The 23,892-nt window shown below is 69.4% G+C and carries 24 protein-coding genes, 1 tRNA gene and 1 other RNA gene; 8 read left to right on the top strand and 18 right to left on the bottom strand.

Annotated features, from left to right (window positions below; all coding sequences use genetic code 11):
- Nucleotides 1–4: 4 nt before the first annotated feature.
- From AX708_RS18005 to AX708_RS18015, 3 genes are all read left to right on the top strand, one after another.
- Nucleotides 5–2,404: a YbcC family protein gene (locus AX708_RS18005; RefSeq protein ID WP_082745407.1), complete on the top strand. Its 2,400-nt coding sequence runs from the start codon at nucleotides 5–7 to the stop codon at nucleotides 2,402–2,404.
- A gap of 93 nt (nucleotides 2,405–2,497) precedes the next feature.
- Nucleotides 2,498–2,932 carry a hypothetical protein gene (locus AX708_RS18010; RefSeq protein ID WP_067490557.1) on the top strand — a complete coding sequence of 145 codons (435 nt, stop codon included), beginning with the start codon at nucleotides 2,498–2,500 and terminating at the stop codon, nucleotides 2,930–2,932.
- A 114-nt stretch (nucleotides 2,933–3,046) separates the two neighbouring features.
- Complete coding sequence (locus AX708_RS18015) at nucleotides 3,047–3,433, top strand: hypothetical protein (RefSeq protein WP_156454597.1); 387 nt, start codon at nucleotides 3,047–3,049, stop codon at nucleotides 3,431–3,433.
- 22 nt (nucleotides 3,434–3,455) lie between these two features.
- Here the strand turns inward: AX708_RS18015 and AX708_RS18020 are convergent.
- Nucleotides 3,456–3,541, bottom strand: a tRNA-Tyr gene (locus AX708_RS18020).
- Nucleotides 3,542–3,713: 172 nt separating this feature from the next.
- Between AX708_RS18020 and rlmB the strand changes: the two genes are divergently transcribed.
- The gene (gene rlmB / locus AX708_RS18025; protein WP_066525686.1) at nucleotides 3,714–4,505 is read left to right on the top strand and encodes a 23S rRNA (guanosine(2251)-2'-O)-methyltransferase RlmB; all 792 of its coding nucleotides are present in this window, start codon (nucleotides 3,714–3,716) and stop codon (nucleotides 4,503–4,505) included.
- A 27-nt stretch (nucleotides 4,506–4,532) separates the two neighbouring features.
- Entirely contained in the window at nucleotides 4,533–5,438 is a 906-nt protein-coding gene (locus AX708_RS18030; RefSeq protein ID WP_066525688.1) for a hypothetical protein, read from the top strand.
- Nucleotides 5,439–5,525: 87 nt separating this feature from the next.
- Here AX708_RS18030 and AX708_RS18035 read toward each other — a convergent pair whose 3' ends face one another.
- Together AX708_RS18035 and lon are read right to left on the bottom strand one after the other, a co-directional pair.
- Complete coding sequence (locus AX708_RS18035) at nucleotides 5,526–5,798, bottom strand: HU family DNA-binding protein (RefSeq protein WP_017666168.1); 273 nt, start codon at nucleotides 5,796–5,798, stop codon at nucleotides 5,526–5,528.
- 243 nt (nucleotides 5,799–6,041) lie between these two features.
- Nucleotides 6,042–8,450, bottom strand: coding sequence for an endopeptidase La (gene lon / locus AX708_RS18040; protein ID WP_066525692.1), 2,409 nt, complete (start codon nucleotides 8,448–8,450; stop codon nucleotides 6,042–6,044).
- A 174-nt stretch (nucleotides 8,451–8,624) separates the two neighbouring features.
- On the opposite strand from lon, the gene AX708_RS18045 reads away from it, so the two are divergent.
- Nucleotides 8,625–9,050, top strand: coding sequence for a hypothetical protein (locus AX708_RS18045; RefSeq protein ID WP_066525695.1), 426 nt, complete (start codon nucleotides 8,625–8,627; stop codon nucleotides 9,048–9,050).
- Here AX708_RS18045 and AX708_RS18050 read toward each other — a convergent pair.
- The 7 genes from AX708_RS18050 to AX708_RS18080 all read right to left on the bottom strand — a co-directional run bounded on the left by AX708_RS18050 (nucleotide 9,047) and on the right by AX708_RS18080 (nucleotide 15,594).
- The gene (locus tag AX708_RS18050) at nucleotides 9,047–9,352 is read right to left on the bottom strand and encodes a DUF1905 domain-containing protein (RefSeq protein ID WP_082745408.1); all 306 of its coding nucleotides are present in this window, start codon (nucleotides 9,350–9,352) and stop codon (nucleotides 9,047–9,049) included. The two genes, AX708_RS18045 and AX708_RS18050, sit on opposite strands and share 4 nt — an antisense overlap.
- 7 nt (nucleotides 9,353–9,359) lie before the next feature.
- Nucleotides 9,360–9,701, bottom strand: coding sequence for a YbaB/EbfC family nucleoid-associated protein (locus AX708_RS18055; RefSeq protein ID WP_067490563.1), 342 nt, complete (start codon nucleotides 9,699–9,701; stop codon nucleotides 9,360–9,362).
- A gap of 13 nt (nucleotides 9,702–9,714) precedes the next feature.
- The gene (locus tag AX708_RS18060) at nucleotides 9,715–11,535 is read right to left on the bottom strand and encodes a DNA polymerase III subunit gamma/tau (RefSeq protein ID WP_066525700.1); all 1,821 of its coding nucleotides are present in this window, start codon (nucleotides 11,533–11,535) and stop codon (nucleotides 9,715–9,717) included.
- A gap of 59 nt (nucleotides 11,536–11,594) precedes the next feature.
- Nucleotides 11,595–11,689: signal recognition particle sRNA small type (gene ffs, locus AX708_RS18065), an RNA gene on the bottom strand.
- A 144-nt stretch (nucleotides 11,690–11,833) separates the two neighbouring features.
- Complete coding sequence (locus AX708_RS18070; protein WP_066525703.1) at nucleotides 11,834–12,112, bottom strand: ETC complex I subunit; 279 nt, start codon at nucleotides 12,110–12,112, stop codon at nucleotides 11,834–11,836.
- A gap of 16 nt (nucleotides 12,113–12,128) precedes the next feature.
- Complete coding sequence (gene hrpB, locus AX708_RS18075) at nucleotides 12,129–14,564, bottom strand: ATP-dependent helicase HrpB (RefSeq protein ID WP_066525705.1); 2,436 nt, start codon at nucleotides 14,562–14,564, stop codon at nucleotides 12,129–12,131.
- A 19-nt stretch (nucleotides 14,565–14,583) separates the two neighbouring features.
- Nucleotides 14,584–15,594 (bottom strand): polyprenyl synthetase family protein, encoded by a 1,011-nt coding sequence (locus AX708_RS18080; protein ID WP_066525706.1) that lies wholly within the window; start codon nucleotides 15,592–15,594, stop codon nucleotides 14,584–14,586.
- A 69-nt stretch (nucleotides 15,595–15,663) separates the two neighbouring features.
- Here AX708_RS18080 and AX708_RS18085 point away from each other — a divergent pair, with 69 nt between their 5' ends.
- The gene (locus AX708_RS18085; RefSeq protein WP_066525709.1) at nucleotides 15,664–15,972 is read left to right on the top strand and encodes a chorismate mutase; all 309 of its coding nucleotides are present in this window, start codon (nucleotides 15,664–15,666) and stop codon (nucleotides 15,970–15,972) included.
- Nucleotides 15,973–15,978: 6 nt separating this feature from the next.
- Here the strand turns inward: AX708_RS18085 and AX708_RS18090 are convergent, their stop codons facing one another.
- From AX708_RS18090 to AX708_RS18125, 8 genes are all read right to left on the bottom strand, one after another.
- Nucleotides 15,979–16,356, bottom strand: coding sequence for a hypothetical protein (locus tag AX708_RS18090; protein WP_066525711.1), 378 nt, complete (start codon nucleotides 16,354–16,356; stop codon nucleotides 15,979–15,981).
- 240 nt (nucleotides 16,357–16,596) lie between these two features.
- The gene (locus AX708_RS18095; protein ID WP_067490564.1) at nucleotides 16,597–17,154 is read right to left on the bottom strand and encodes a hypothetical protein; all 558 of its coding nucleotides are present in this window, start codon (nucleotides 17,152–17,154) and stop codon (nucleotides 16,597–16,599) included.
- 120 nt (nucleotides 17,155–17,274) lie between these two features.
- A complete protein-coding gene (locus AX708_RS18100; protein WP_066525719.1) occupies nucleotides 17,275–18,189 on the bottom strand; it encodes a hypothetical protein in 915 nt (304 codons plus the stop codon).
- On the bottom strand, nucleotides 18,186–18,803 hold the full coding sequence (locus tag AX708_RS18105) for a sigma-70 family RNA polymerase sigma factor (RefSeq protein WP_197425876.1): 618 nt from the start codon (nucleotides 18,801–18,803) through the stop codon (nucleotides 18,186–18,188). The genes AX708_RS18100 and AX708_RS18105 overlap by 4 nt, the downstream gene beginning before the upstream one ends.
- Nucleotides 18,804–18,880: 77 nt before the next feature.
- On the bottom strand, nucleotides 18,881–20,278 hold the full coding sequence (locus AX708_RS18110) for a HAMP domain-containing sensor histidine kinase (RefSeq protein ID WP_066525862.1): 1,398 nt from the start codon (nucleotides 20,276–20,278) through the stop codon (nucleotides 18,881–18,883).
- A gap of 58 nt (nucleotides 20,279–20,336) precedes the next feature.
- On the bottom strand, nucleotides 20,337–21,014 hold the full coding sequence (locus AX708_RS18115; protein WP_017666152.1) for a response regulator transcription factor: 678 nt from the start codon (nucleotides 21,012–21,014) through the stop codon (nucleotides 20,337–20,339).
- 120 nt (nucleotides 21,015–21,134) lie between these two features.
- Entirely contained in the window at nucleotides 21,135–21,449 is a 315-nt protein-coding gene (locus AX708_RS18120; RefSeq protein ID WP_066525722.1) for a PepSY domain-containing protein, read from the bottom strand.
- A 47-nt stretch (nucleotides 21,450–21,496) separates the two neighbouring features.
- Nucleotides 21,497–22,228: an SIMPL domain-containing protein gene (locus tag AX708_RS18125; RefSeq protein WP_066525725.1), complete on the bottom strand. Its 732-nt coding sequence runs from the start codon at nucleotides 22,226–22,228 to the stop codon at nucleotides 21,497–21,499.
- A gap of 115 nt (nucleotides 22,229–22,343) precedes the next feature.
- Here AX708_RS18125 and AX708_RS18130 point away from each other — a divergent pair.
- On the top strand, nucleotides 22,344–23,892 hold a 1,549-nt coding region (locus AX708_RS18130; protein ID WP_067490566.1), incomplete at its 3' end, for an ABC-F family ATP-binding cassette domain-containing protein.

A 23,892-nucleotide genomic window follows, 5' to 3' on the forward strand; every position in this document is an offset into this window, starting at 1 on the left:
CGCCATGCTGATGAACCACGCCGACATCGCCCCGGCCCGCTTCTCGGCGGTGCTCGAGGCTGCCGAGGCCGCCGGCCGCGCCATCCCGCCCGCCTTCCCGCTCGATGCGACCGTGGCGGTCAACCCCTTCCTCGGCCAGACCCGCGAAGACCTCGCCACTGCCGCCGCGCGGCTGGCGCGGGTCGCCGGGGTCCGCGTGACCCGCACCGGGGCCGACTATTGCGACGCCATCGCCAGCGGAGCGATCACCGAGGCGGATCTGGGCGAGGCGCTCGCCGCCTCGCGCTCGCCGCTCAAGCCTGCCGACACCGCGATGCTGCGCCACGCCGCGGCGCGCATCGATGCCGGTCCCGCCCCGCGGCCTCTGCCCACCGTCGCCGATCTTGCCGCCGAGGCGACCGGGATCGATTGGCCCGCGCTGATCGACAAGTGCATCGGACTTTGGGCTGCGGGCCACTTCGACCGCGGCCAGGCCCTGTGGTCGCCCGCGCCCGGCGCTGAGACCTTCACCGCATGGCGCGGCTGGGCAATGCACGATCTCACCCCCGAGATCGCCGGTCTCGCGGGCTTCTGCGCCCATGTCGCCTGCGCTCCCGACACCACCGAACGCGCGATCCTCTCGGCCGCCGAGACCCTCGGCATCACCGACGCCGCCGCGCCGACCGCCTTCCACCGCCTGGCGATGAGCCTCGGCGGCTGGGCGCAGCATGCGCGCTGGCTGCTGTGGCAGGCCGAGCTTGAAGGCGGCACCGACCGCACGCTGATGGACCTCCTCGCGATCCGCCTGATCTGGGACGAGGCGCTGCTGGTCCAGACCCCCGCCATCGCCGAAAAGTGGGCCGCGACCGTCGCCGCCCACGCCGCCCCGCTCGCGCCGAGCGAGGAGGACGTCGCGCTCGCGATCCTGCAGGACGCGGCCGACCGCGGCCACCAGCGCCGCCTCGCCGGCGCGCTCGCCAAAGACCTTGGGGGCGCAGCTCCGGCGGGCGACACACGTCCCTTCCTCCAGGCCGCCTTCTGCATCGACGTGCGTTCCGAGGTGTTCCGCCGCGCTCTCGAAAGCGTCGACCCGAAGGTCGCCACCATCGGCTTTGCCGGCTTCTTCGGCCTGCCGCTGGCGCACCACGCCCACGGTTCGGACATTCTCGAGGCGCGGCTGCCGGTGCTGCTCAATCCGGCCGTCCACACCACCAGCGCTGGCGACCTGGCCAAGGATCAGGCCGACCGCATCGCTGCCCGCACGGCGCGCGCCTGGGGCCGGTTCCGGCAGGCAGCGGTCTCCTCCTTCGCCTTCGTCGAGGCGATGGGGCCGGTCTATGCGGTCAAGCTGGTCAGGTCGGCGCTGGGCGTCACCGCCAAGCCCAAGCCCGAGCCCGCCCCCGAAGTCATCGGCGGCATGAGCGCCGAGGCCAAGGCTGACACCGGTGCCGCGGTGCTGAAGGCGATGAGTCTCACCAAGGGCCACGGCGAAATCGTGCTGCTGCTCGGCCACGGCGGCAACGTCACCAACAACCCGCATGAGAGCGCCTATCACTGCGGCGCCTGCGGGGGCTACACCGGCGAAGTCTCGGCCCGCCTGCTGGCGATCCTGCTCAACGATCCCGAGACCCGCGCGGGGCTGGCGTCGAGGGGCGTCGAGGTCGCCGAGGATACGCTGTTCGTCGCCGGACTGCACGACACCACCACCGACGCGATCACGATCTACGACGACGGCCTCCCCGCCGCCCGCAGCGGCGATCTCGCCAAGGTCCGCGGATGGCTGGCGCAGGCAGCGAAGATCGCCCGCGCCGAACGCGCGCTGCGGATGCCCGGCGCGAGCGGCGAAAGCCTGCCCGCGCGGGCGCAGAACTGGGCCGAAATCCGCCCCGAATGGGGCCTTGCCGGATGCGCCGCCTTCATCGCCGCCCCGCGCACGGCGACCGCTGGCCGCGACCTCGGGGGCCGCGCCTTCCTCCACTCCTACGACTGGCAGGCGGACGAAGGCTTCGGCACGCTCGAACTCATCATCACCGCGCCGGTAGTGGTCGCCAGCTGGATCAGCCTCCAGTATTACGGCTCGTCGGTCGCGCCCGAGATGTTCGGCGGCGGCAACAAGCTCATCCACAATGTCGTCGGCGGGATCGGGGTGATTGAGGGCAATGGCGGCCGCTTGCGCCCCGGCCTCCCGTGGCAGGCGGTCCACGATGGCGACCGCCTGCAGCACGAACCGCTGCGCCTCAGCGTGATGATCGAGGCCCCGCGCGAGGCAATGCTGGCCGTCCTCGACAAGCACCCGGAGGTGCGCGCGCTGTTCGACAATGGCTGGCTGCACCTTTTCGCGTTACGGGCCGGCAAGGTCACCGCACGCTACCTGCCGGGCCTCAGCTGGACCGATACCGCGTCGACCGTCGCTGCGGCTGCCTGAGGCAGAAAGAATTCAGGCGGCGCGGGAATAAAGGGCGGGGCCGATCCGTTCGGACAGGCAGGAAACCAACTGCCGCGAAGGGATGCCTCGCCGATGTCCGCACACCTTGCCGATCCCCCGCTCCCCTTCGACCGGGCGAACGCGACCCATTACCTGCGCGCGCAATTGCGGCGCGAAAGGGTGACGGCTGGAGCGGCAAGGCGCGGCGACGGGTCTGCTGCGATTGGGATCGAGGCGCTGTCCTCACTCGAGGGGCTGCCGTGGTTGGCACCCACGGGAAGCGGCCCAGCAGCAGTGCCCTCCCGTCGCAGTCCGGCGGTATTGAGGCAGGTCGGGCTGATGCTCCATGTCGGTCTGGCTGCAACACTGGCGCTGCTCGGCGCCGCGGCTTGGCAGACCTCGGACGCCCCGCCCGCGCCGACTGTCGCCGCCGTGCAGCAGCCCCGTCTTCCGCAAGCCATCGTGCCCGCGGCTCCCGATCCTGCTGTCGGGATCGCGCAACCCGATACCGCAGTAAGCCTTGACTAGGCCCCGCAGGCTCCGCTTGCCCCGGCGGCCCGTCCCGGACGCGAGGTGGACGCTGAAAAGCCGGTGGCAGCCGCAAACTCCAGCGCCCGCCCGACGCCCGCGGTCACGCGCATCGTGCCGGCGCCCGCAGTTGTCCCTGCCGCGGCAAGCATCCTCGTCCCGCCCCCGCCGCCTGTCGCCGACAGCCCGGTCACTAGCGCTACCCTCAGGCAGTATCGGTCGGCCATGGACGACTGCCGCGACGCCATCCGTACCATCATCCGCCTGGGTGACCGCCAGAAGCCCGGCCGCGACGGCTCGCCGGCGGAACTGGCAAGCTACCGCCTGAGGCAGCAGAACGCCGAGGCGGCGAAGACCTACCGGACCTATCTCGACACGCTGGCGCGCTCGGTGCGCGGCACGAACTCCGAAACCCTGACGCGCCAGTCACTCGAACGGGCACGCCAGACGCGCGGCTATCTCGACACGATGCTGGCGGATTCGAAAGCGGCGCTGCGCTGAGCCGGGCGGCGAAAGGGGGGTGTGGTGGACAGGGCTGGATTCGAACCAGCGTACGCTTGCACGGGCAGATTTACAGTCTGCTGCCTTTAACCACTCGGCCACCTGTCCACACAGTCCCTTGCCTTGAAGGGGGCCATCTCGAAGCGCGATGAGCGCTGAAATTGCGCGAGTCCCCGGGGGGCCCCGCTGCCGAGAGGCGCCCCTTTGGCGAAGCGGTGCTTGCCTGTCAATGCCCCTGCTGGCAGGGGGCGCGTTTGGAATGCCTCAGCCGGGAAACAACATGAGCAAAGGTGAGAAAAAGCGCGCGCTGCGCGGGCGTGCGGGCCGGATGAAGGGTGGGCGCGGCTCGGGCCGGGCGTCAAGCGGTCAGGTGCGCCTGTGGGGCCGCCATGCGGTCGAGGCGGCCTTGAAGAACCCCGAGCGCCAGCACCGCAAGCTGTGGGCCACGCCCGAAGGGCTCGAAAGCCTCGACGGCGAGCTGCCGCCCGATTTTCCGATCGAGCACGCCCAGGCCGCCGACCTCGCCCGGTTGGTGGCCAAGGACGCGCCGCATCAGGGCCTGGTGCTCGAATGCGCCCCGCTCGAGGACGTGTTCCTCGACGAGGTGGCCTTGGGAGAGGCCGAGCGGCCGATCGTGGTGCTCGACCAGGTCACCGATCCGCACAACGTGGGCGCGATCCTGCGATCGGCAGCGGCCTTCGGCGCGGCGGCGATCGTCACGCAGGACCGCCACGCCCCGCCCGAAGGCGGCGTGCTGGCGAAGGCCGCCTCGGGGGCGCTGGAGACCGTACCCTGGGTGCGCGTGGTCAACCTCGCCCGCGCGCTCGAGGAGCTGGCCGAAGCGGGTTACTGGCGCATCGGGCTTGCCGGCGAAGCGCAAGCCGTGCTCGCCGACATCCTCCCCACCGGCCCGGTCGCGATCGTGCTCGGCGCGGAGGGCGAAGGACTCAGGCACAATATCGCCGCGCATTGCGACGTGCTCGCCAAGCTGCCGATCTCCTCGGCGATCGAAAGCCTCAATGTCTCGAACGCCGGCGCGATTGCGCTTTATGCGGTGGCCTCGCGCGGGTAGAAGCGTGGCCGAGAGGGGGAAATTCATATGACACTATTCTCGCACATCCGGCTCCGGGCCGCCGCGCTGCTGACCGGCTTCGCGCTGGTGCTCAGCGGCTGCTTCATGACGCCGGGCAAGTTCACCTCCGAGCTCGCGATCACCGGGCCGGACAGTTTCACCTTCACCTATGAGGGCGAGATCTTCTTCCTCGGCCTGTCCAAGCTGGCGCAGATGGATGCGGGGAAAGAGGAATTCACCCCGAACGAATGCTACAATGACGAGACCTTCGAGCCGCGAGAATGCTCGGAAGAGGAGCTCGCCGCCCAGCGCGCCGAGTGGGATGCTGGCGCGGCCGAGCGGGCCGAGCAGGCCAAGAAGCAGGCCCAGCAGATGGCCGCGCTCATGGGCGGGATCGACCCCAGCGACCCCAAGGCGGCAGACGAGCTCGTCAAGATCCTCCAGCGCCAGAAGGGCTGGGAGCGCGTGGTCCACAAGGGCGACGGGGTGTTCGATGTAAGCTACCGGATCACCGGCACGACGGGGCACGACTTCCTGTTCCCGCTGATCGAGGGCTTTCCCGCCACCAATCCCTTCGTGCAGGTCTATTTGCGCAAGGGCGGGCAGGTGCGGATCAACGCACCCGGCTTTGCGGCGCAGAACAGCGATACCGCCGGCCTCGGCGGGCTGATGGGCGCAGGGTCCTTTGCCGGGCTGGCCGCGATGGGCGCGGCCGAGGAAGCGGCCAAGAACGGCGAGGACCCGGCCACCATCCCGGGCGTGCCCCAGATCGACGGCACCTTCACCGTGCGCGCCGCGCCGGGGATGCGCATCCTTGCCAACAACACCGACGAAGGCCCGGTCGCCGGGACTGCGGGCGAGGCGCTGGTGTGGCGGATCTCTCCGCGCACCGCGCAAGCGCCGACCGCGCTGATCGCCGCCGGCGCTCGCTGAGCGGAACCGCGACCGCCAAGGAAAAACCCCGCCAGCGATGCCGCTGGCGGGGTTTTTCCATGCCCCTGTCGTAGTCGGCGCGCGGTCTTAGTTGACCGCGTCCTTCAGCCCCTTGCCCGCCTTGAACTTGGGCTGGTTGGAGGCCTTGATCTTCATCGGCTCGCCGGTGCGCGGGTTGCGCCCCGTCGAGGCCTTGCGCTTGGCGACCGAGAAGGTGCCGAAGCCGACCAGCCGCACCTCGTCACCGCCCGAGAGCGCTTTGGTGATGGCATCGAACACGCTTTCGACCGCGCTCGATGCATCGTTCTTCGAAAGACCGCTCGCGTTGGCAACTTCGCTGATCAGGTCGTTCTTGTTCATCTGGGAACCCCCTCGCTTCAGGATTTCGTCGTGTCTGTGAATCGCACTTGTCGAAAGCCCGCAAATTGAGACTTTTTTGCGAACCCTGTCAAAGCCTATCGGCCTCGACCGGCATCGATCGCGCAAACACGGCAAGAATGCCGCGCCAAACCGCAGTTTGACGCGCGTTCAGCCCCGTTTTGCAGACTTCCGGGAAAATGCGACCCTGCGGCGAATCACCGCAGTTGGCCGCCTTCTAGCGGCTCAATGCGCGGTTGGCACCTCTCCCGATGCGCCCGATGGCGCGGAAGTGGAGACACCCGGCTGGCTGGCGAGATCGTCCGCCTCGGTCCATTCGATCGCCTCGATCGGCTCCACCAGCGCGCGAGCGAGCACCTCGTCGACGTGGGAGACGGCAACGATCTCCAGCCCCTCGCGCGCATTGGCGGGGATTTCGGCGAGGTCCTTGACGTTCTCCTCGGGGATGAGGACGGTCTTGATGCCCCCGCGCAGCGCCGCCAGCAGCTTTTCCTTGAGGCCGCCGATCGCCAGCACCCTGCCACGCAGCGTCACCTCGCCGGTCATCGCCACGTCGGGGCGCACCGCGATGCCGGTCAGCGTCGAGACGATCGATGTGACCATCCCGATCCCGGCGCTCGGCCCGTCCTTGGGCACCGCGCCTTCGGGGAGGTGGATGTGGACGTTCTTGCGATTGAAGACAGAGGGCTTGATCCCGTAGGCGGGGCTGCGCGCCTTGACGAAGCTGAAGGCCGCAGCGACGCTCTCGTTCATCACCTGCCCCAGTTTGCCGGTGGTCTTGATCTCGCCCTTGCCCGGGGTGGTGACGCTTTCGATGGTCAGCAGTTCGCCGCCGACCGAGGTCCAGGCAAGGCCCGTGACCGCGCCGACCTGCGGCTCGGCTTCCGAAACGCCGTGCTTGAAGCGCCGCACGCCGGAGAAGTCGCCGAGATTCTCGGGCGTGATGGTAACACTGGCCGTCTTGCCTTCGAGAATCTGGCGCAAGCTCTTGCGCGCCAGCTTGGCCACCTCGCGCTCGAGCGTGCGCACCCCGGCTTCGCGGGTGTAATAGCGGATCAGATCGCGCAGCGCCTCCTGCGTCAGGGTGAACTCACCCTTCTTCAATCCGTGCGCCTTGACCTGCTTTTCGACCAGGTGCCGCTCGGCGATCTCGACCTTCTCGTCCTCGGTGTAGCCTTCCAAGCGGATGATCTCCATCCGGTCGAGCAGCGGCTGCGGCAGATCGAGACTGTTTGCGGTGCACACGAACATGATGTCGCTGAGGTCGAGGTCCAGTTCCAGATAGTGGTCCTGGAACTTGGCGTTCTGTTCGGGATCGAGCACCTCGAGCAGCGCCGAGGCCGGATCGCCGCGGAAGTCCTGCCCGAGCTTGTCGATCTCGTCGAGCAGGAACAGCGGGTTGCTGGTCCCGGCCTTCCGGAGGTTGGCGACGATCTTGCCCGGCATCGAGCCGATATAGGTGCGGCGGTGACCGCGGATTTCCGCCTCGTCGCGCACGCCGCCCAGCGACTGGCGCACGAATTCGCGCCCCGTCGCCTTGGCGATCGACTTGCCGAGGCTGGTCTTGCCCACGCCCGGCGGGCCGACGAGGCACAGGATCGGCCCCTTCAGTTTGTTGGTGCGCGCCTGCACCGCTAGGTACTCGACGATGCGGTCCTTGACCTTCTCGAGCGCATAGTGATCGGCATCGAGCACCGCCTGCGCCCGGGCGATGTCCTTCTTCAGCTTCGACTTCTTGCCCCACGGCAGGCCGAGCAGCACATCGAGATAGTTGCGGATCACCGTCGCCTCGGCGCTCATCGGCTGCATGCTGCGCAGTTTCTTCAATTCGGCCTGCGCCTTGGCGCGGGCTTCCTTGGAAAGCTTGGTCTTCTCGATCTTCTCGGTGAGCTCGGCAATCTCGTTGCCCTCGCCATCATCGCCGCCGCCGAGCTCCGACTGGATCGCCTTCAGCTGTTCGTTGAGGTAATATTCGCGCTGGGTCTTCTCCATCTGGCGCTTCACGCGCCCGCGAATGCGGCGTTCGACCTGCAGCACCGAAAGCTCGCCTTCCATGAAGGCCATGACCAGCTCGAGCCGCTTCAGCGGATTGCCCTCGGTCAGCAGCGCCTGCTTGTCCGAAACCTTGGCGCTGATCGCGGCAGCGATGGTGTCGGCAAGCTGGCCGGCATCGTCAACCTCGGTGAGGTCCACGCCCGCGTCCTCGCCGAGCTTCTTGTTCAATTTCACATATTCGCCGAACTGCTCGACCACCTGGCGCATCAGCGCGGTGACCTCGCTGCCCGCAACGGTCTCGGGCGCGATGGTTTCGACCTCGGCGACGAGGTGCGTGCCGGCATCCTCGAGCGCGCTGAGCCGCGCGCGGGTCTTGCCCTCGACCAGCACGCGCACGGTGCCATCGGGCAGCTTCAGGAGCTGCAGCACCTGCGCGATCACGCCGACATCGTAGAGGTCATCGCCCTCGGGATCGTCACAGCCCGGATCGAGCTGGGCGAGGAGGACGATGTCCTTGGAGGCCTCCATCGCCGCCTCGAGCGCCGCCACCGACTTGTCGCGCCCCACGAACAGGGGGACGACCATGCCGGGGAAGACGACGATGTCGCGCAAGGGGAGGAGAGGGAAGGTCTGGGTCATGTATCTTGGGTCCATGCGGCGTCAGGGGAACGACGCCTTTGATGCGAATATGGGTGCACCCCTTTGGCGCCGCAATGGCTTTTGCCGGAGAACCTGTGGAACGCACTTGCAGCGGGCACGGCGCGTTAACCCTCGCACGGTATTCTGTGATGGTGCGAAGCGGAGAGACGCGCGATGAAGACAGTGGTCTGGATTGGCGTCGGCCTTGGCTGTTACATCGCTGCCGCTGCCCTACATGGCGGCAGCGCGCCGCAGCAGATCATGACCTCGGGCGCCGCAGGGACCGTCCCCGAGCTGCTGCTGGTGGCGGCAGGCAACGTGTGCATCTGGCGCGGCATCCGCAGCGCACTCGCCGATCTGTGGGGCGGGCTGACCGGCAAGAGCATCCGCGAGAACGCAGGCCGCAAGCGCTTTGTCGAGGATGCCGAACCCCAATCGGATTTCGACGCCGATGAAGCCTTCGCGCGCTACATGCAGCAGCGCAAGGCGCGCGAGACAGAACCGGCGACCGAGCGCCAGGCCGCACCCGCGCCCAAGGCTTTGGCCATGCCCCCTGCCCGCCCCCCTGCGCAAGGCGGCTTCGGGCGAAAGGTGGTCTAGCGCCGCATTACGGCGATCACCGTTGCCACCCGGTCGCCAAGGCCCACGCCTTCGGCCCGCTGCACCGCGACCTTCACCGGCAGGAAATAGGTCTCCCCGCGCGGAAACAGCGAGGTGGCGAAATCGGTCCGGCCGATGCGCGCGGCGACAGGAACACAGCCCCAGCCGTAGCTCGCCTCGCGCGCGGCATATCGCAGTTCGGCGACATGCTCGTCCGGCACGGGCACGAACAGGAACGGGGCCGGCCCGCGCCATTCGACGATCTCGCCCGCAAACGCGATCCGGGCGAGAATTTCGCTCACGTAAGCGTCACCCCAGCCCGGGCAGGTTGAACCCCGGGGGGAGGCCCATCGAGGACTGCATATCCTTCATCTGCTGCTCCGACACGCGGTCCGCCCGGTCGCGCGCGTCGTTGAAGGCGGCGGCTACCAGATCTTCGAGTATCTGCTTGTCATCGGGCACCATCAGGCTGTCGTCGATCGAAACCCCGAGGATGCGGCCCTTGGCGCTCGCGCGGACCTTGACGAGGCCCCCGCCCGCCTGCCCTTCGACCTCGATTGAATCGAGCTTCACTTGCATCTCGTTCATCTGATTCTGGATGGTCTCGGCAGCCTTCTGTGCGGCGGCCATCATTTCTTCCATCGACTTCATCGGGGGTACTCCGTCAATTCCAGGGGGGGCTTCCGGCGCCGGCTGCGGCCTTGAGGGGGGCGTCGAGCAGTTCGGCATCGGGGAAGGCTTCGAAAGCGGCGCGCACCAGCGGGTCGGAGCGGATGCGTGCGTCCTCGGCCGCAGCGGCAGCCTCGGCGGCTTCGCGCAAGCTGGGCTGCGCCGCACCGGTGCCGCGCTCGATCTGCCAGCGCTTGCCCGTCAGCTTGAACAGCGCCTCGCGGATTTCGGGCGCGGGGTCATCGGGGAAATTGTCGGCCTGCTGGTAGACGAGCCGTTCGGGGCCGAGCTCGATCACCCGCACCCAGTCGCGCATCATCTGGGCGATGCGCAGCTGGCCCATGGCGTCGACCTGATCGACCAGCGCGGCCCAGCTGTGATTGGGCGCGGCAGCGACCGGCGCGGCGGCAGGCGCGGCACCGGGGACACCGGCGGGCTCGGCGGCGATGCCGCTGGCCGCCAGCTCCTCGATCCGCCGCGCGAGCTTCCCGGGATCGGGCATTTGCGCCGCGTGGAGGATGCGCAGCAGCGCCATCTGGAGCGAGATCAGCGGATCGGGGCCGGTGCGCACCTCGTCGTGGCCCTTCATCAGCAGCTGCCACAAGCGGTGCAATTCGGCCGCCCCGAGCCGCGCGGCAAAATCGGCGAGCGCGGCGCGTTCGTCCTCGGCGGGCGCATCGGGTTCGCCGCCCGAGACCTGCGCAAGGGTGACGCGGTGGACGAGGTCCATCAGCGCGCGGATCAGCGCCAGCGGCTCGACGCCCAGTGCATATTGCTCGTCAACCGCAGCCAGCAAGGCCTTGGCATCGCCCGACAAAACGTGTCCAAGCAGGCGGCGCTGCGCGCTCTTGTCGGCCAGCCCCAGCATGTCGCGCACCCGGGCGGCGGCGACCTTGCCCTCGCCGTCGAGATCGGCATGGGCGATCGCCTGGTCGAGGATCGAAAGACCATCGCGCACCGAGCCTTCGGCGGCATTGGCGATGATCGAGAGCGCCTCGGGTTCGGCCTCGACACCCTCCAGCGCGCAGACCTTGGCAAAGTGTCCGGCAAGCAGCGGGGCGGGGATGCGCCGAAGGTCGAAGCGCTGGGTGCGGCTCAGCACCGTCACGGGCAGCTTGTCGACCTCGGTGGTGGCGAACAGGAACTTCACGTGCGGCGGCGGTTCCTCAAGTGTCTTGAGCAACGCATTGAAAGCATTGCGCGACAGCATGTGGACTTCGTCGATGATATAGATCTTGTAGCGCGCCGAAACCGCCGCATAGCGCACCTGCTCGATGATCTCGCGAACGTCGTCGACCCCGGTGTTGGAGGCGGCGTCCATCTCGATGACGTCGATATGGCGGCCTTCAGCGATGGCGGTGCAGGGTTCGCACACACCGCAAGGGTCGATCGTCGGCCCGCCCTGCCCGTCGGTGCCGACGCAGTTCAGCGCCTTGGCGATAAGCCGCGCGGTCGAAGTCTTGCCGACCCCCCTCACCCCGGTCATCAGGAAGGCATGGGCCAGCCGGTCGCGGGCGATGGCATTGGCGAGGGTGCGCACCATCGCCTCCTGCCCGATCAGTTCGGAGAAGGTTTGCGGGCGATACTTGCGGGCGAGCACGCGGTAAGCCTGCCCCCCGCCCGCCGAGGCCGGCCGAGGGGGCTGAGGGAGCCCTGCTGGCGCAGGGTCCGACGTGGCCGCTGGCGGGGGCGCCTCCGGCGCAGATGCAGGCGCAGGCACCGGATCGCCGAACAGCGCGCTCTGCCCCGCCGCCTCGAGCTCGGCGGCGCTCGGCCCGGTGTCGTCCTCGGGCAGTTCGGGATCGGAATCGCTCATGGTACCAAGCTAGGCGCTCGGGCGCGGTTTGTCATGCGATGCGCATCGGCGATGTGGTTGAAAAAGGAGCCGGGCGACCCGCCGCAATCCACCTGTGCTGCTGCCTTCCGGCCCTGACACGGTGAGCGGACGCAAACGTCCACCCGACTCCCGGAGCGGCATATGGCGGGGGTTGCGACGGATTTCAACAGCGATTGTGGCGCACGCCGGCCCGCAGGGCCGCAAGCGCAACCGCGCGCCCGCAGCTTTGCTCCCAGTCTAGCGAGGATGCAGCCCCGGATGGGGCTGCGCAAAGAAATCAGCGGAAATTATCCGCATAGGCCTGCAGCTTCAGCCGCTTGGGCGGCGTCGCGATCACGCGCGCGGGGATGCCGTATTTCTCGGCATAGGCGCGCGCGGCGTCCTTCGAGGGGAAGGTGAGGCGCACCTGCGACTGGGTGTCGCCCGTGCCCGCCCAGCCCATCAGCGGATCGGCAAAACGCGCCTGCGATTGTTCGAATTCCAGCACCCACTCGTCGGTATGGGCCTTGCCGGACTGCATCGCATGCTTGGGCTTCTGGTAAATTCTCGCGCTCATGGCCCTGCGCCTTAGATCACGAATCGCTGCGGTTGAAGGCGTTTTTGGTCTTCATGCTCGGCTTTTCCAGCCACGGCTGGTCGGGCCAGCGGTGCTTGGGGTAGCGGCCCTTCATGTCCTTGACCACATCGCGCCAGCTGCCGCGCCAGAAGCCGGGCAGGTCGCGGGTCGCCTGCACCGGACGCCCGCCGGGGCTGGTGAGCTTGAGCAGCAACGGGGTGGTGCCGATCATCGGATGGGTGTCGAGCCCGAACACGCCCTGCACGCGCACCTCGACGCTGGGGGCATCGTCACCCGCGTAGTCGATGGGGTGGCGGGTGTCGGCGGGCGAGGTGAAGTGGGTCGGCGCTGCCTTGTCCAGCGCGGCACGGGCGTTCCAGTCGATGAGGCCGAGCGCGGCTTCGGCGACGCGATGCGGAGGGAGATCGAGGTCGCGCCTGCCTGACAGCAGTGGTGCGAGCCAATCGGCTGCACGCGCCCGCAAGATTTCCGGCGAAAGCGCCTCGACCCCGGCAAAGCGGGCGCGGGCAAGGAAGCCCTCCGGCAGCAGTTCCCCCAGCTTCTCCAGCGCCTTCTCCACAAGGATATCCACAAGCAGCGCAGGATCAGGCGAAGGCTCCGGCACACTTGCCAGCACGATCGCGCCGAGGCGGCGTTCGCGCCGCGCCTCGACACGGCTTTTCTCGCTATTCCAGCGCGTTGTGACACGCTCTGCAAGTTCGCTCGCAAACAGCGCGGCGATGCGGTCAGGCGAAAGCTCGGCACCCGCCGTGATCCGCGCGCCCTTGGCCTGCCCCTGCGCGTCGCCGATCACGATCCACTCCGCACGGGCCAGCGGCGAGGCAGGGTCGAGGATGTATCCTCGCCCTCCGGCGCTGATCCAGTGCTCGCCCGATGGATCGCGGCGGCGCGCGACGAAGTCGGGGCGGGCGAGCGCGAGCGCCTCAGGGGCTTCCTCGGCGAGACTTTCGCCGATCACGCTGGCGAGCTTGCCCGCCTGCCCCGCCCAGCCGCGCGCGATCCCCGCCGCCGCCGTGCTGCGCGGCGCGCGGTCGCCGCGCCAGCGGGCGAGGCGCTGCATCAGATCCTCCCCGCGCCCGCCAAGACCGCGCTCCTGGAGCAGCATCACAAGCCGCGCCGCATCCTCGCCCACGCCCGCCGCCGCGCCGTGGAGCACGGCGGCGGCCTGGTCGGGTGCCATCGGAAGACTGGCGATGGCCTCGCCCAGCGGGGTGATGCGTCCCGCCCCGTCGAGCGCACCGAGCGCCTCGAGCGCCCGGCGCGCGGCGGCGACCGAGGCCTCGGGCGGTGGGTCAAGCCACGGCAGGCCCGCCGGGTCGGCGGTGCCCCACTTCGCCAGCCGCAGCAGCAGCGGGGCAAGGTCGGCCTGCATGATCTCGGCCGGTGCGAAAGGCGGCAGGCCCGCGTGCGCGGCCTCCTCCCACAGGCGGTAGGCAACCCCCGGCCCCTGCCGCGCCGCACGCCCTGCGCGCTGCGCCGCCGAGGCCTGCGAGGCGCGGCGGGTAAGGAGGTGGGTGGTCCCCGCCGCACGGTCGAACTCGGCAAGGCGTGCAAGGCCGGAATCGACCACCACGCTCACCCCGTCCAAGGTCAGCGAGGTCTCGGCGATGGCGGTGGCCAGCACGATCCGGCGGCGGCCCTCGGGATCGCGGCGGATCGCGGCGCGCTGGGCGGCAGGCTCGATCTGGCCGTGGAGCGCGTGGATCGGGGTACCGGCGAGGCGCGGCTCCAGCCGCTCGCGCACGCGCTCGATCTCGCGCACGCCGGGGAGGAAGGCGAGGATATCCTCCGCCTCCTCGCGCCACGCGGTCATCACCGCGGCGGCCATGCGATCCTCGATGGCTTGCGAGGCATCGCCGCCAAGCCACTTGATTGCCAGCGGAAAGCTGCGCCCCTCGCTCTCGATCACCGCCGCGCCCTCGCCCAGCAGCCGAGCAAAGCGCGCGCCGTCGATGGTCGCGGACATCACCAGCACCCGCAGATCCTCGCGCAGCACGGCGCGGGTCTCGAGCGCCAGTGCGAGCCCGAGATCGCTGTCGAGCGCGCGTTCGTGCGCCTCGTCGAACAGCAGGGCGGAAACACCGGGGAGTTCCGGGTCATCCACCAGCCGATTGACGAGGATCGCCTCGGTCACCACCAGAATGCGGGTGCGGGCGGAGACCTTGCTGTCGAGCCGGGTCATGTAGCCGACCGTCTCGCCCGGCTTCTCGCCCAGCATCTCGGCCATGCGTTCGGCGGCGGCGCGGGCGGCGACGCGGCGGGGGGATGTCATGATGATCTGGCCGCTGCACCATGGCTCGGCGAGCAGCGCGGGCGCAACGGCTGTGGTCTTCCCCGCTCCCGGCGGCGCGATCAGCACGCCCGCGCCCTCGCCCGCCAGCACGGCGCGGATTTGCGGGAGGACGGCGTGGATGGGGAGGTCGAGGCTCACGCCCCGCCCGATAGCCTGCTCAATGCCCGCGCGCGACCGCGAATTGCGCGGCTTCGGCCATCGCGGCCCGCGCCTTGCCGTCGGGGAAAATCGAGATCGCGTCGATCGCGCGGTGCGCGAAGTGGCGGGCGCGCTCGCGGGTGTCCTCCAGCGCGTTGTGCCTGCCGATCAGCCCGATCGCCTGGGCGAGATCCGCATCCGACGCGCGGTGGCCGAGGATCGCGTCCTTCCAGAACCGGCGCTCTTCCTCGCTGCCGCGGGCATAGGCGAGGATCACGGGCAGGGTCATCTTGCCCTCGCGGAAGTCGTCACCCTGGTCCTTGCCCATTTCGGCGGCGTCGGAATCGTAGTCGATCGCATCGTCGACTAGCTGGAACGCCACCCCGAGGTTGCGGCCATAGGCTTCGAGCGCGCGCTCCTGCTCCTCCGAGCATTCGGCCACCACCGCGCTGATCTGGCTGGCGGCCGCGAACAGCGCGGCGGTCTTGGCGCCGATGATGTGGAGGTATTGTTCCTCGCTGGTGTTGATCTGGCGCTGGGCGGAGAGCTGCGAGACCTCGCCCTCGGCGATCACCGCGCTCGCGCGCGAAAGGATCGAGAGGACGCGCAAGCTGCCGTCCTCGGTCATCAATTCGAAGGCGCGGCTGAACAGGAAATCGCCGACCAGCACAGTCGCCGGATTGCCGAAGATGATGTTGGCCGCCGCCTTGCCGCGCCGCAGCTCGCTGCCATCGACCACGTCGTCGTGCAGCAGCGTCGCGGTGTGGATGAACTCGACCGCGGCGGCGAGCTTGTGGTGGCGCGTGCCCTTGTAGCCCACCAGTTCCGCCCCCGCGAGCGTCAGCATCGGCCTCAGCCGTTTGCCTCCACCGCTGATGAGGTGTCCGGCGAGCCGCGGGATCAGCGGGATCTCGCTCTGCATCCGCTCGAGGATCACGGCATTGACCGAATTCATGCCGCTTGCCGTCAGCGACAGCATGGGATCGAGCGTCGGGCCTTTGCGCGGCATGGGAATGATGTCGGCACTCATGCTGGCCAAGGCTCTAGGGCGGCCTGCGCATGCTTGGCAAGCGCAGAATTGCTGCTAGTTTCGCAGGCGATGGCGCATGATCCGCAACACCCCGCCGCACCCGATCCGGTGCTCGCTGCCTTTCGCAAGAGCATCGACAACATTGATGCAGCCCTGATCCACATGCTCGCGGAGCGCTTCCGGATCACCCAGGCAGTGGGCGAATACAAGGCGAAGGTCACTCTCCCCCCCGCCGATCCCGAGCGCGAGGCGCGCCAGATCGCGCGGCTGAGGAAGCTGTCGGAGGAGGCCGATCTCGACCCCGAGTTCTCCGAGAAGTTCCTGCGCTTCATCATCGACGAAGTGATCCGCCACCACGAGCGCGCCGCAGCGGGCTGAAGCGCGTCAGGGTGCCTCGGCCGGCTCCGGCGCGGGCGGCGGAGGCGGCGGCGGCTTAACAACCGGCTGCTCGCGCAAATCTTTGAGCAATTCGGCCCGCTCGCGCAGCACGCGGCGCTGGGCGCGGGTGAGGTTCCCCCAGTCTTCGAGCGCGGCGCCGATCGTGTTGCCCCGCCCCTTGCCGGTGAGCGGCACGCCGAGACAGGTGGTATCGCTCGCCCGCGCGGTGGTGTCGCAGGCGGGGCCGATACCGCCTTGGCTGGCTGTCGCGGCCGGAGCGTAAGGATTGTGAAAGACCGTGCGCTCGCCTTCGGGAGCGCCCGAGGCGCAGCCGGCCAAGAGCAGCGGGGCCAGCAGCAGGATCTTGCGGGGACCTAGGTTCACCTCGTCGCCTCCACCAACGCACGAGCGAATTCAGTCGCTTGCGCAGGTTGAACCGGCGGTGAACCGGAGCGGAGCAAAAAAGCGGGGCACGCGGGCCCTGTCCGGCCCCGCGTGCCCCCATCGGCGCGGCGCGTTCCGGTCTACCAGACCGGCGCTGGCGCCTGCCGCCATCGCGCGCTCCTCGAAAGATGGCAGGCGCGGGGCCACGCCGCCTGCCGGAGCGGCGCGAAGTTCCTCCCCTCAGCCGCGCGGGCGGCGGGCGCGCGGCGGGCGCGAGACGCCCTCGGCGCGGGTCCGGTTGACGGTGGTGCTGACCTGGCCATTGCCGCGCGAGGTGACGCGGTCGCGCGAGGCGAGGGTCTGGCCGGCGGAATTGGTCACGCTCTGGCTCGCCTGTGAATTGCCCTGCCCGTCGCGGCTGCGGCTGCCCGCGAGCCCGTAGGTCTGGCCGCCGCGCCCGGTGGCCGTGCCGGTGAAGGTCGAGCCGCCCTCGGTGCGCACGCGCTCGCCTTCGAGGCTGCGGGTGCGGCCCTGGGTGCCGGTCTGGGTGAGCGAGACGGTCGCACCCGTATCGGTGCGCTGGCGCACGCCGATGCTGGTCGCGGTCTGGCCGGTGGCGGTGTTGGTCGCGGTGCCGGTACGGGTCGCGGTGCCGGTTTCCGGGTTCACTGTGGTGGTCTGCGTGGCGGTGTACCTGTCGCCTTCATAGGTCTTGGTGCGGGTCTTCTCCTGCGCGGCGAGCGGCGCGGCAAGCGCGAGCGCGGCGAGCGAGGCGATCATCAGCGGGGTCTTGATCATCGTAACTTTCCTCCATCCCATCAGGGGGTTGATCCGTCCCGGCAAGCGAAGCGGGGTCGCTGCCGGTGACATGATCTCAACGCCCCAGCCGCCAATGCCCTTCGCGCCGGGAGAGGAATTTCATTCGGAGGGAGGCACGGTGTCCTGCGGCGGGACAGGTGATGGTGCGGCCGGCAACCGCCCCGCGCGGCGCGCGCGCCATTCATCGGCCAGCGCCCGGCGCTCCTCCGGCGGCAGCGCGCGCCACGCCCTGGCACGCTCGCCGGGAGGCAGGTCGCGCAAGTTCCGCAGGCGCTCGCGCGTCTCGGGGCTGACGGGCTTGCGGCCGGTCAGATCCTCGCGGGTCAGCGCCTCGCCGTTCGCGACCTTCTGCTCCATCGCCTCGCGCCGCGCGGCGGCGGCGGCATCGGCGCGCTGTTCGCGGGCGGTGACTGCTTGCTCGATCCGGGCACGCAGCCGCGCCTCTTCCTCGGGTGTGAGCACGCGCAGGCCCGCGGCGCGGCGGCGCTCGATCTCGGACTTGATGCGCTGGTCGATGATCGCGCGGCGCTCCTCGCGGCGACCGGCGCGGACCTGATCGACCCGGCGGAAGGTCTCCTGAAGCTCCTCGGGCGTGTCGATCGGGCCTTCGATGCCGACCGGCGCCGGGGTGGGTGCGGCGTCCTTCACGGCGGCGGCGACAACCGGCTCGGGCGCTGCCGCAGCCGGAGCGTTGCCGGTGAGGCTCGCCCACACGGTTCTGGCCGAGGGCACCGGGATCGCCAGCTGTTCGAGCACCCCCGTCGCCGCAGCAGCGGTCGCGAGCGCGCCGAAGCTGGCGACGCCGATGGCAATACGCTGGCCGATGCGCCAGCGGCGGCTGCGCGCAGGACGGCGCAATTCGGGGAGCGGCGCTGCGCGGGTTTCGGCGGCCGCGAGGACGCGGTCGGCAAAACCGGCAGACAGCTCGGGCACGCCGTAGCCGTCGAGCACCCGCGCGAGCGGCGAGCCCGGCGCAATCGGCGCTTCATCCTTGCGGGGTTCATTCACGCTCATGGCGCGTCTCCTTGCGCCGCCATAGCCTGTCGCAGCGCCGTCCGGGCGCGGTGCAGCAGGCTTTCGAAGGCTTTGATATTCATGTCCATCGCTTCGGCCGCCTCGGCATTGGGCAGCTCCTCGTAATAGGTCAGCACGATCGCGGCGCGCTGGCGTTCGGGCAGCGCGAGCACCAGCGCCCGCGCCAGATTGTCACGTTCCTCTGCCTCGATCACCGCATCGGCGAGCGGGGCGTCATCCTCTTCCTCGGGCACCTCGCCGCCCGACAGCCGCCGGGTGCGGCGCAGGCGGTCGATGGCGAGATTGGTCGCCACCCTTTGCAGCCAGCCGCCGAGCCGGAGGCGCGCCGCCGCCTGACTGCCGACCGGGTGCTTGGCGGCGATGGCGGGCGCGTGATCCCACAGGCGCAGCATCGCCTCCTGCACGATGTCCTCGGCCTCGTGCGCATCGCCCGTCATGCGATAGGCGACGCGGTGGAGCGCACCGCCATTCCGGGCGATCATTGCGCGCAGCGCCGCCGGATCGCGCGCCGCCAGCCGCGCCGCCCACGCCGCGTCATCGCCCGGCGGCGGGGCGGAGACGGTCGCGGGAGCGGGCTCGGTCGCGGTGGTCATGGGCGCGCAAATGGCCTGTTTGCGTTTATGTCTTCGCCCCTACAACGCAGGGCCTGAAAAAACCCTTCGCGCCGTCGTCATTCCGCGCGCGGCAGGCGCAGTTCGACCAGCAGGCCGCCGAGGTCTTCGCTTTCCCCCAGCTGGACGCTGCCGCCGTAGATCTCCGCCACATCGCGCACGATCGCAAGGCCGAGGCCGGTGCCGGGCTTGCCGGTATCGAGCCGGACGCCGCGATCGAAGATGCGGATGCGCTCGGCCTCGGGGATGCCCGCCCCGTCATCCTCGACCCAGATGAGGCACATCTTGGGATCGCGCGGCGCTTCGTCGGGGTCGATGGTGACGAACACCGAGCCGCCGCCATACTTGGCCGCGTTCTCGATCAGGTTGCCAAGCAATTCGTCGAGGTCCTGCCGCTCGAGCGAGACCAGCGCCTGCTTGTTTCCCGCAATATCAAGCCGGCCGTCGGGATAGAGCCGCTCGACCGCGCGGCGCACTGCTGTCGCGCTCGCCATCACATTGGTGCGCGCATGGCCGACCGCGCGGCGGCCGACGGCGCGGGCGCGGGCGAGGTGGTGGTCGACATGGCGCTGCATCGTCCGCGTCTCGCGCATCACCGCCTCGCCAAGGTCGGGCGCGCGCGCGGTCGCGGCGTTGGTGAGCACGGTGAGCGGGGTCTTGAGCGCATGGGCGAGATTGCCCGCATGCCGCCGCGCTTCCTCCGCCTGACGCTCGGTATGTTCGAGCAGCGCATTCACTTCCTCGACCAGCGGCTGCACTTCGAGCGGCAAGGGCTCGGTGATGCGGTTCGCGCCCGTGGTACGCAGGTTCTGGATCGCCGCGCGCACGCGCCGCAAGGGCGAGAGGCCGTAACGGATCTGCAGCAGCGCCATCACCAGCAGGCCGAGGCCCAGCACCGCGAAGGACCAGATCAGGATCAGCCGCACCCGCCCGATCTGCGCGTCCATCTGCTCGGTCGCGCTGGCGACAGCGAAGGTCCAGCGGGTCTCGCTGCCGGGCAGGATCACGGTGCGCTCAGCGATCCGTAGCGGCTCGCCCTTGAACTGGTCGGAATTGTAGATGTGCACTTCGCTGTCGAAGTGCTCGCCCTTGCCTTGCGCCCCGTGGAGCTTCAGCGTCCGGTCCCACAGGCTGCGCGAGGGCCAGGGCTCGTAATTGCCGCCCGAGATCTGCCAGTAGAGCCCGCTGCCCGGTTCGAGGAAGCGCTGGTCCCCCAGCGTGCGGTAGAACCACACCTCGCCGCTCGCGTCGATCTCGGCCGAGGCGATCATCGCCGTGAGCTGGTAATCGAGCTGTTCGTCGAAATTGGCCTCGACCTGCGCGGTCAAGGTGCGCTCGAGCGCGAGGCCGCCGCCGAGCAACAGGAAGAAGATCCACCCCGCCGCGATCAGCCCCATGCGCCGGGCAAGGCTGGCGCGCGGCTTGGCGGCGACGGGTGCGGCCGGAGCCTCGGGCATGGCCTCGGCCCCGCCCGCGGGCAAGGTCAGCGGAGCATCGCCGCCGCCCGCCTGCGCCTCAGGCGCGCGGCTGGTCGGCAGGGTCGTCGAGGCTGTAACCGAGGCCACGGATGGTCGTTATCACGTCTGCGCCAAGCTTCTTGCGGATGCGGGTGACGAAGACTTCGATGGTGTTCGAATCCCGGTCGAAGTCCTGATCGTAGATGTGTTCGATCAGTTCGGTGCGGCTCACCACCTTGCCCTTGTGGTGCATGAGGTAGGAGAGCAGCTTGTATTCCTGCGCGGTCAGCTTGACCGGCTCGCCCGCGAGCGTGACGCGGCCCGAGCGGGTGTCCAGCCGCACGTCGCCCGCCGTCAGCTCCGAAGAGGTGTTACCCGAAGCGCGGCGGATCAGCGCGCGCAGGCGGGCGATCAGTTCCTCGGTCTGGAACGGCTTGGCCAGGTAATCGTCCGCCCCCGCATCGAGCCCCGCGACCTTGTCCGACCAGCTGTCACGCGCGGTCAGCACCAGCACCGGGAAGGCCCGGCCCTCGCGCCGCCACATGCCGAGCACGGTCAGCCCGTCGATTTCGGGGAGGCCAAGGTCAAGCACCACCGCGTCGTAATCCTCGGTCGAGCCCATGAAGTGCCCGTCCTCGCCATCGGTGGAAAGGTCGACGGCATAGCCCTGCCCTTCAAGCGTAGCCTTCAGCTGCGCGCCGAGGGTGGGTTCGTCTTCGACGATCAGAATGCGCATGGGTCCCCGGTTTCCTGGTTAATGTCCGCGCGGTTGGTGCGCCTTTGGGCCGCGGGCGTCAAGCAAGCCGCTTGCCCGCATCCGGCTGCTTTCCCCGGCTGAATGGCCATCGGCCCGCCGTCAGCGCGAACGGCCGATGATGCGCCCGGTGCGGGCGTCGACATCGACATAGGTGACGCGGCCATCCTTGATGAACTTGAGGCGATAGGCCCGCGCGGTCGAATCATACGCAAAGCCCAGATATTCCGCATCGCGCATCTGGGGCAGGATCTTCGCCTCGATCTCGCCCGAGCGCATGATGTTGCCGGCCTGCGCCTCGCGCCGTGCCTCGCCCTGCTCTCCGCGCATCTGGTCCGGCTGCTGCGCGCGCGCGGGCACCCCTGCCAGGGCAAAGGCGGCCAGCGCGGCGGTGAGCAAGGCAGGTTGGACGTTCATGACAGGATTGTGCCTAGCGCATGTCCATTGAACAAGCCGTGAATGGTTCACTTCGTTCCGGCGGCGGATTTGCCGAGCAATTCGTAAGTGATCGTGACGTTGACGCCGGTCGCGACCTGGCCGGGTTCGATCGGGGAGGCGGTGGCCTCGAGCCGGAGCGCCTTGGCGGGCGCGAAAGGCTGCAGGCCGCCCACCATGCTCTCCGAAAGCGCGAGCACGCGCACGTCGCTGTAGCCGAGCATCGCGGCATAGGCCCGCGCCTGCGCGGTGCCGCGCGCGACGGCGGCCTTGCGCGCCTGCTCCTTCAGCGCGCTGTCGTCGGCGATGGCGAAGATCGGCCCGCCGATGTCGGTCGCGCCGGCCTCGACCAGCGCATCGAGCACGCGGCCGGTATCTTCGATCTTGTGCAGTATGACGCTCACCCGGTTGTTCGCCTGATAGCCGCGGAACACCGGGTTGCCGTTCTGGTAGTCATATTGCGGGCCGAGAGCGATGCCGGTGGTCTGGATGTCCTTCTCGTCGATCCCCAACGCCTTGATGCGAGCGATCACCTTGGTCATCTCCTCCGCGTTGCGGCGCATCGCTGCGGTCGCGGTCGGCTCGGTGGTGGTGACTCCCGCGCTGACGGTGGCCTGATCGGGCGCGGCGTCGACACTCTCGAAGATGCTGAGCTCGACCACCGGCCCGGCGGGCGCAAGGTTCACCTGCGGCGCGGCGAAAGCGACAGCGGGCAGCATCAGCGCCGAAGCGGCAGCGAGGGTGGCAACGGGTTTCAGCATGGGCACTTCCTTTCGTGTCGCCGCGCCTTTGGAGCGCTTCGCCTTTCGCGGGACTGAACCACGCGGGATACGCAGGCTTGCCGCTGGCCGCTCCAGTCCCTAGGTGCGGCGCACCATGGCACAGCCCCCCATCTTCTCGCTCGAAGGCGTGGCCTTGCAGCAGGGCGGCCGCTGGCTGTTCGGCGGGCCGACGCCGACCAGCGGCGCCGCGCCCATCGACCTGCATGTGCTCCCGGGCGACCGGCTGGCGCTGATCGGGAGGAACGGCGCGGGCAAGACCACGCTGCTGCGGCTCATCGCCGGGCGGCTGGAGGCGGACCGCGGCCAGCGCCGGGTCAAGCCGGGCACGCGCATCGTGTTCCTCGAGCAGGACCCCGACTTCGCGCCCTACGCCACCCTGATGGACTTCGCATTGGGCGGCGAGGATGCGCCCGCCGCGCACGAGGTCGAGGCGATCGCCGGCCAGCTCGGCATCGACATGAGCCGCCCTGCTCCCACCGCCAGCGGCGGCGAGAAGCGCCGCGCCGCGATCGCCCGCGCGCTGGCGCAGGAACCCGACCTGATCCTGCTCGACGAGCCGACCAACCACCTCGATCTGGCGGCAATCGACTGGCTCGAGGACTGGCTCTCGCGCTACCGCGGCGCCTTCATCACCATCAGCCACGACCGCACTTTCCTCACCCGGCTGACGCGGGCGACGCTGTGGCTCGACCGGGGCACGCTGCGCCGCAAGGACATCGGCTTCGGCGGCTACGAGGCGTGGGAGGAGACCGTCTACGCCGAGGAGGCCCGCAATGCCGAGCGGCTCGACGCCAAGCTCAAGATCGAGGCGCACTGGCTCGAGCGCGGGGTGACCGCAAGGCGCAAGCGCAACCAGGGGCGGCTCGAGAAACTGCATCAGATGCGCGCCGTCAGGGCCGCGATGATCTCGGGCGCAGGCACCGCCAAGCTCAAGCTCGCCTCGGATGACGACTTCAAGTCCAAGTCGGTGATCGTCGCCGAGGGCATCTCCAAGACATATGGCGAGCGGGCGGTCATCAAGCCCTTCACCCTGCGCATCCAGAACGGCGACCGCATCGGCATCGTCGGCGCCAACGGCGCGGGCAAGACCACCTTGCTCAAGCTCCTGACCCGCGAGATCGAGAGCGACACCGGCTCCGTCACCCACGCGCGCACCCTGTCGGGCGTGATGATCGACCAGCAGAGGAAGCTCCTCGAACCCCAGGCCACGGTGCGCCAGATCCTCGCCGAGGGCGGCGACTGGATCGATGTCAGGGGTGTGCGCAAGCATGTCATGGCCTACCTCAAGGACTTCCTGTTCGATCCCGGCCTGGTCGACACCAAGGTCGGCATCCTCTCGGGCGGGGAGCGTTCCCGGCTCCTGCTGGCCCGCGAGTTCGCCCGCACCGCCAACCTCCTCGTGCTCGACGAGCCCACCAACGACCTCGATCTTGAGACGCTCGACCTCCTGCAGGAGGTGATCGCCGACTTCGAGGGCACCGTCCTCATCGTCAGCCACGACCGCGACTTCCTCGACCGCACCGTCACCGTCACCCTCGGGCTGGACGGGTCGGGCAAGGTCGACATCGTCGCGGGCGGCTATGCCGACTGGGAGGCCAAGCGCCGCAAGCCTGCCGCCGTCAGCGCTTCTGCCAAGGCAGCCG

Origin of the sequence: Erythrobacter sp. CCH5-A1 (assembly GCF_001557115.1) — a bacterium.
Taxonomy (GTDB): Bacteria; Pseudomonadota; Alphaproteobacteria; order Sphingomonadales; family Sphingomonadaceae; genus Erythrobacter.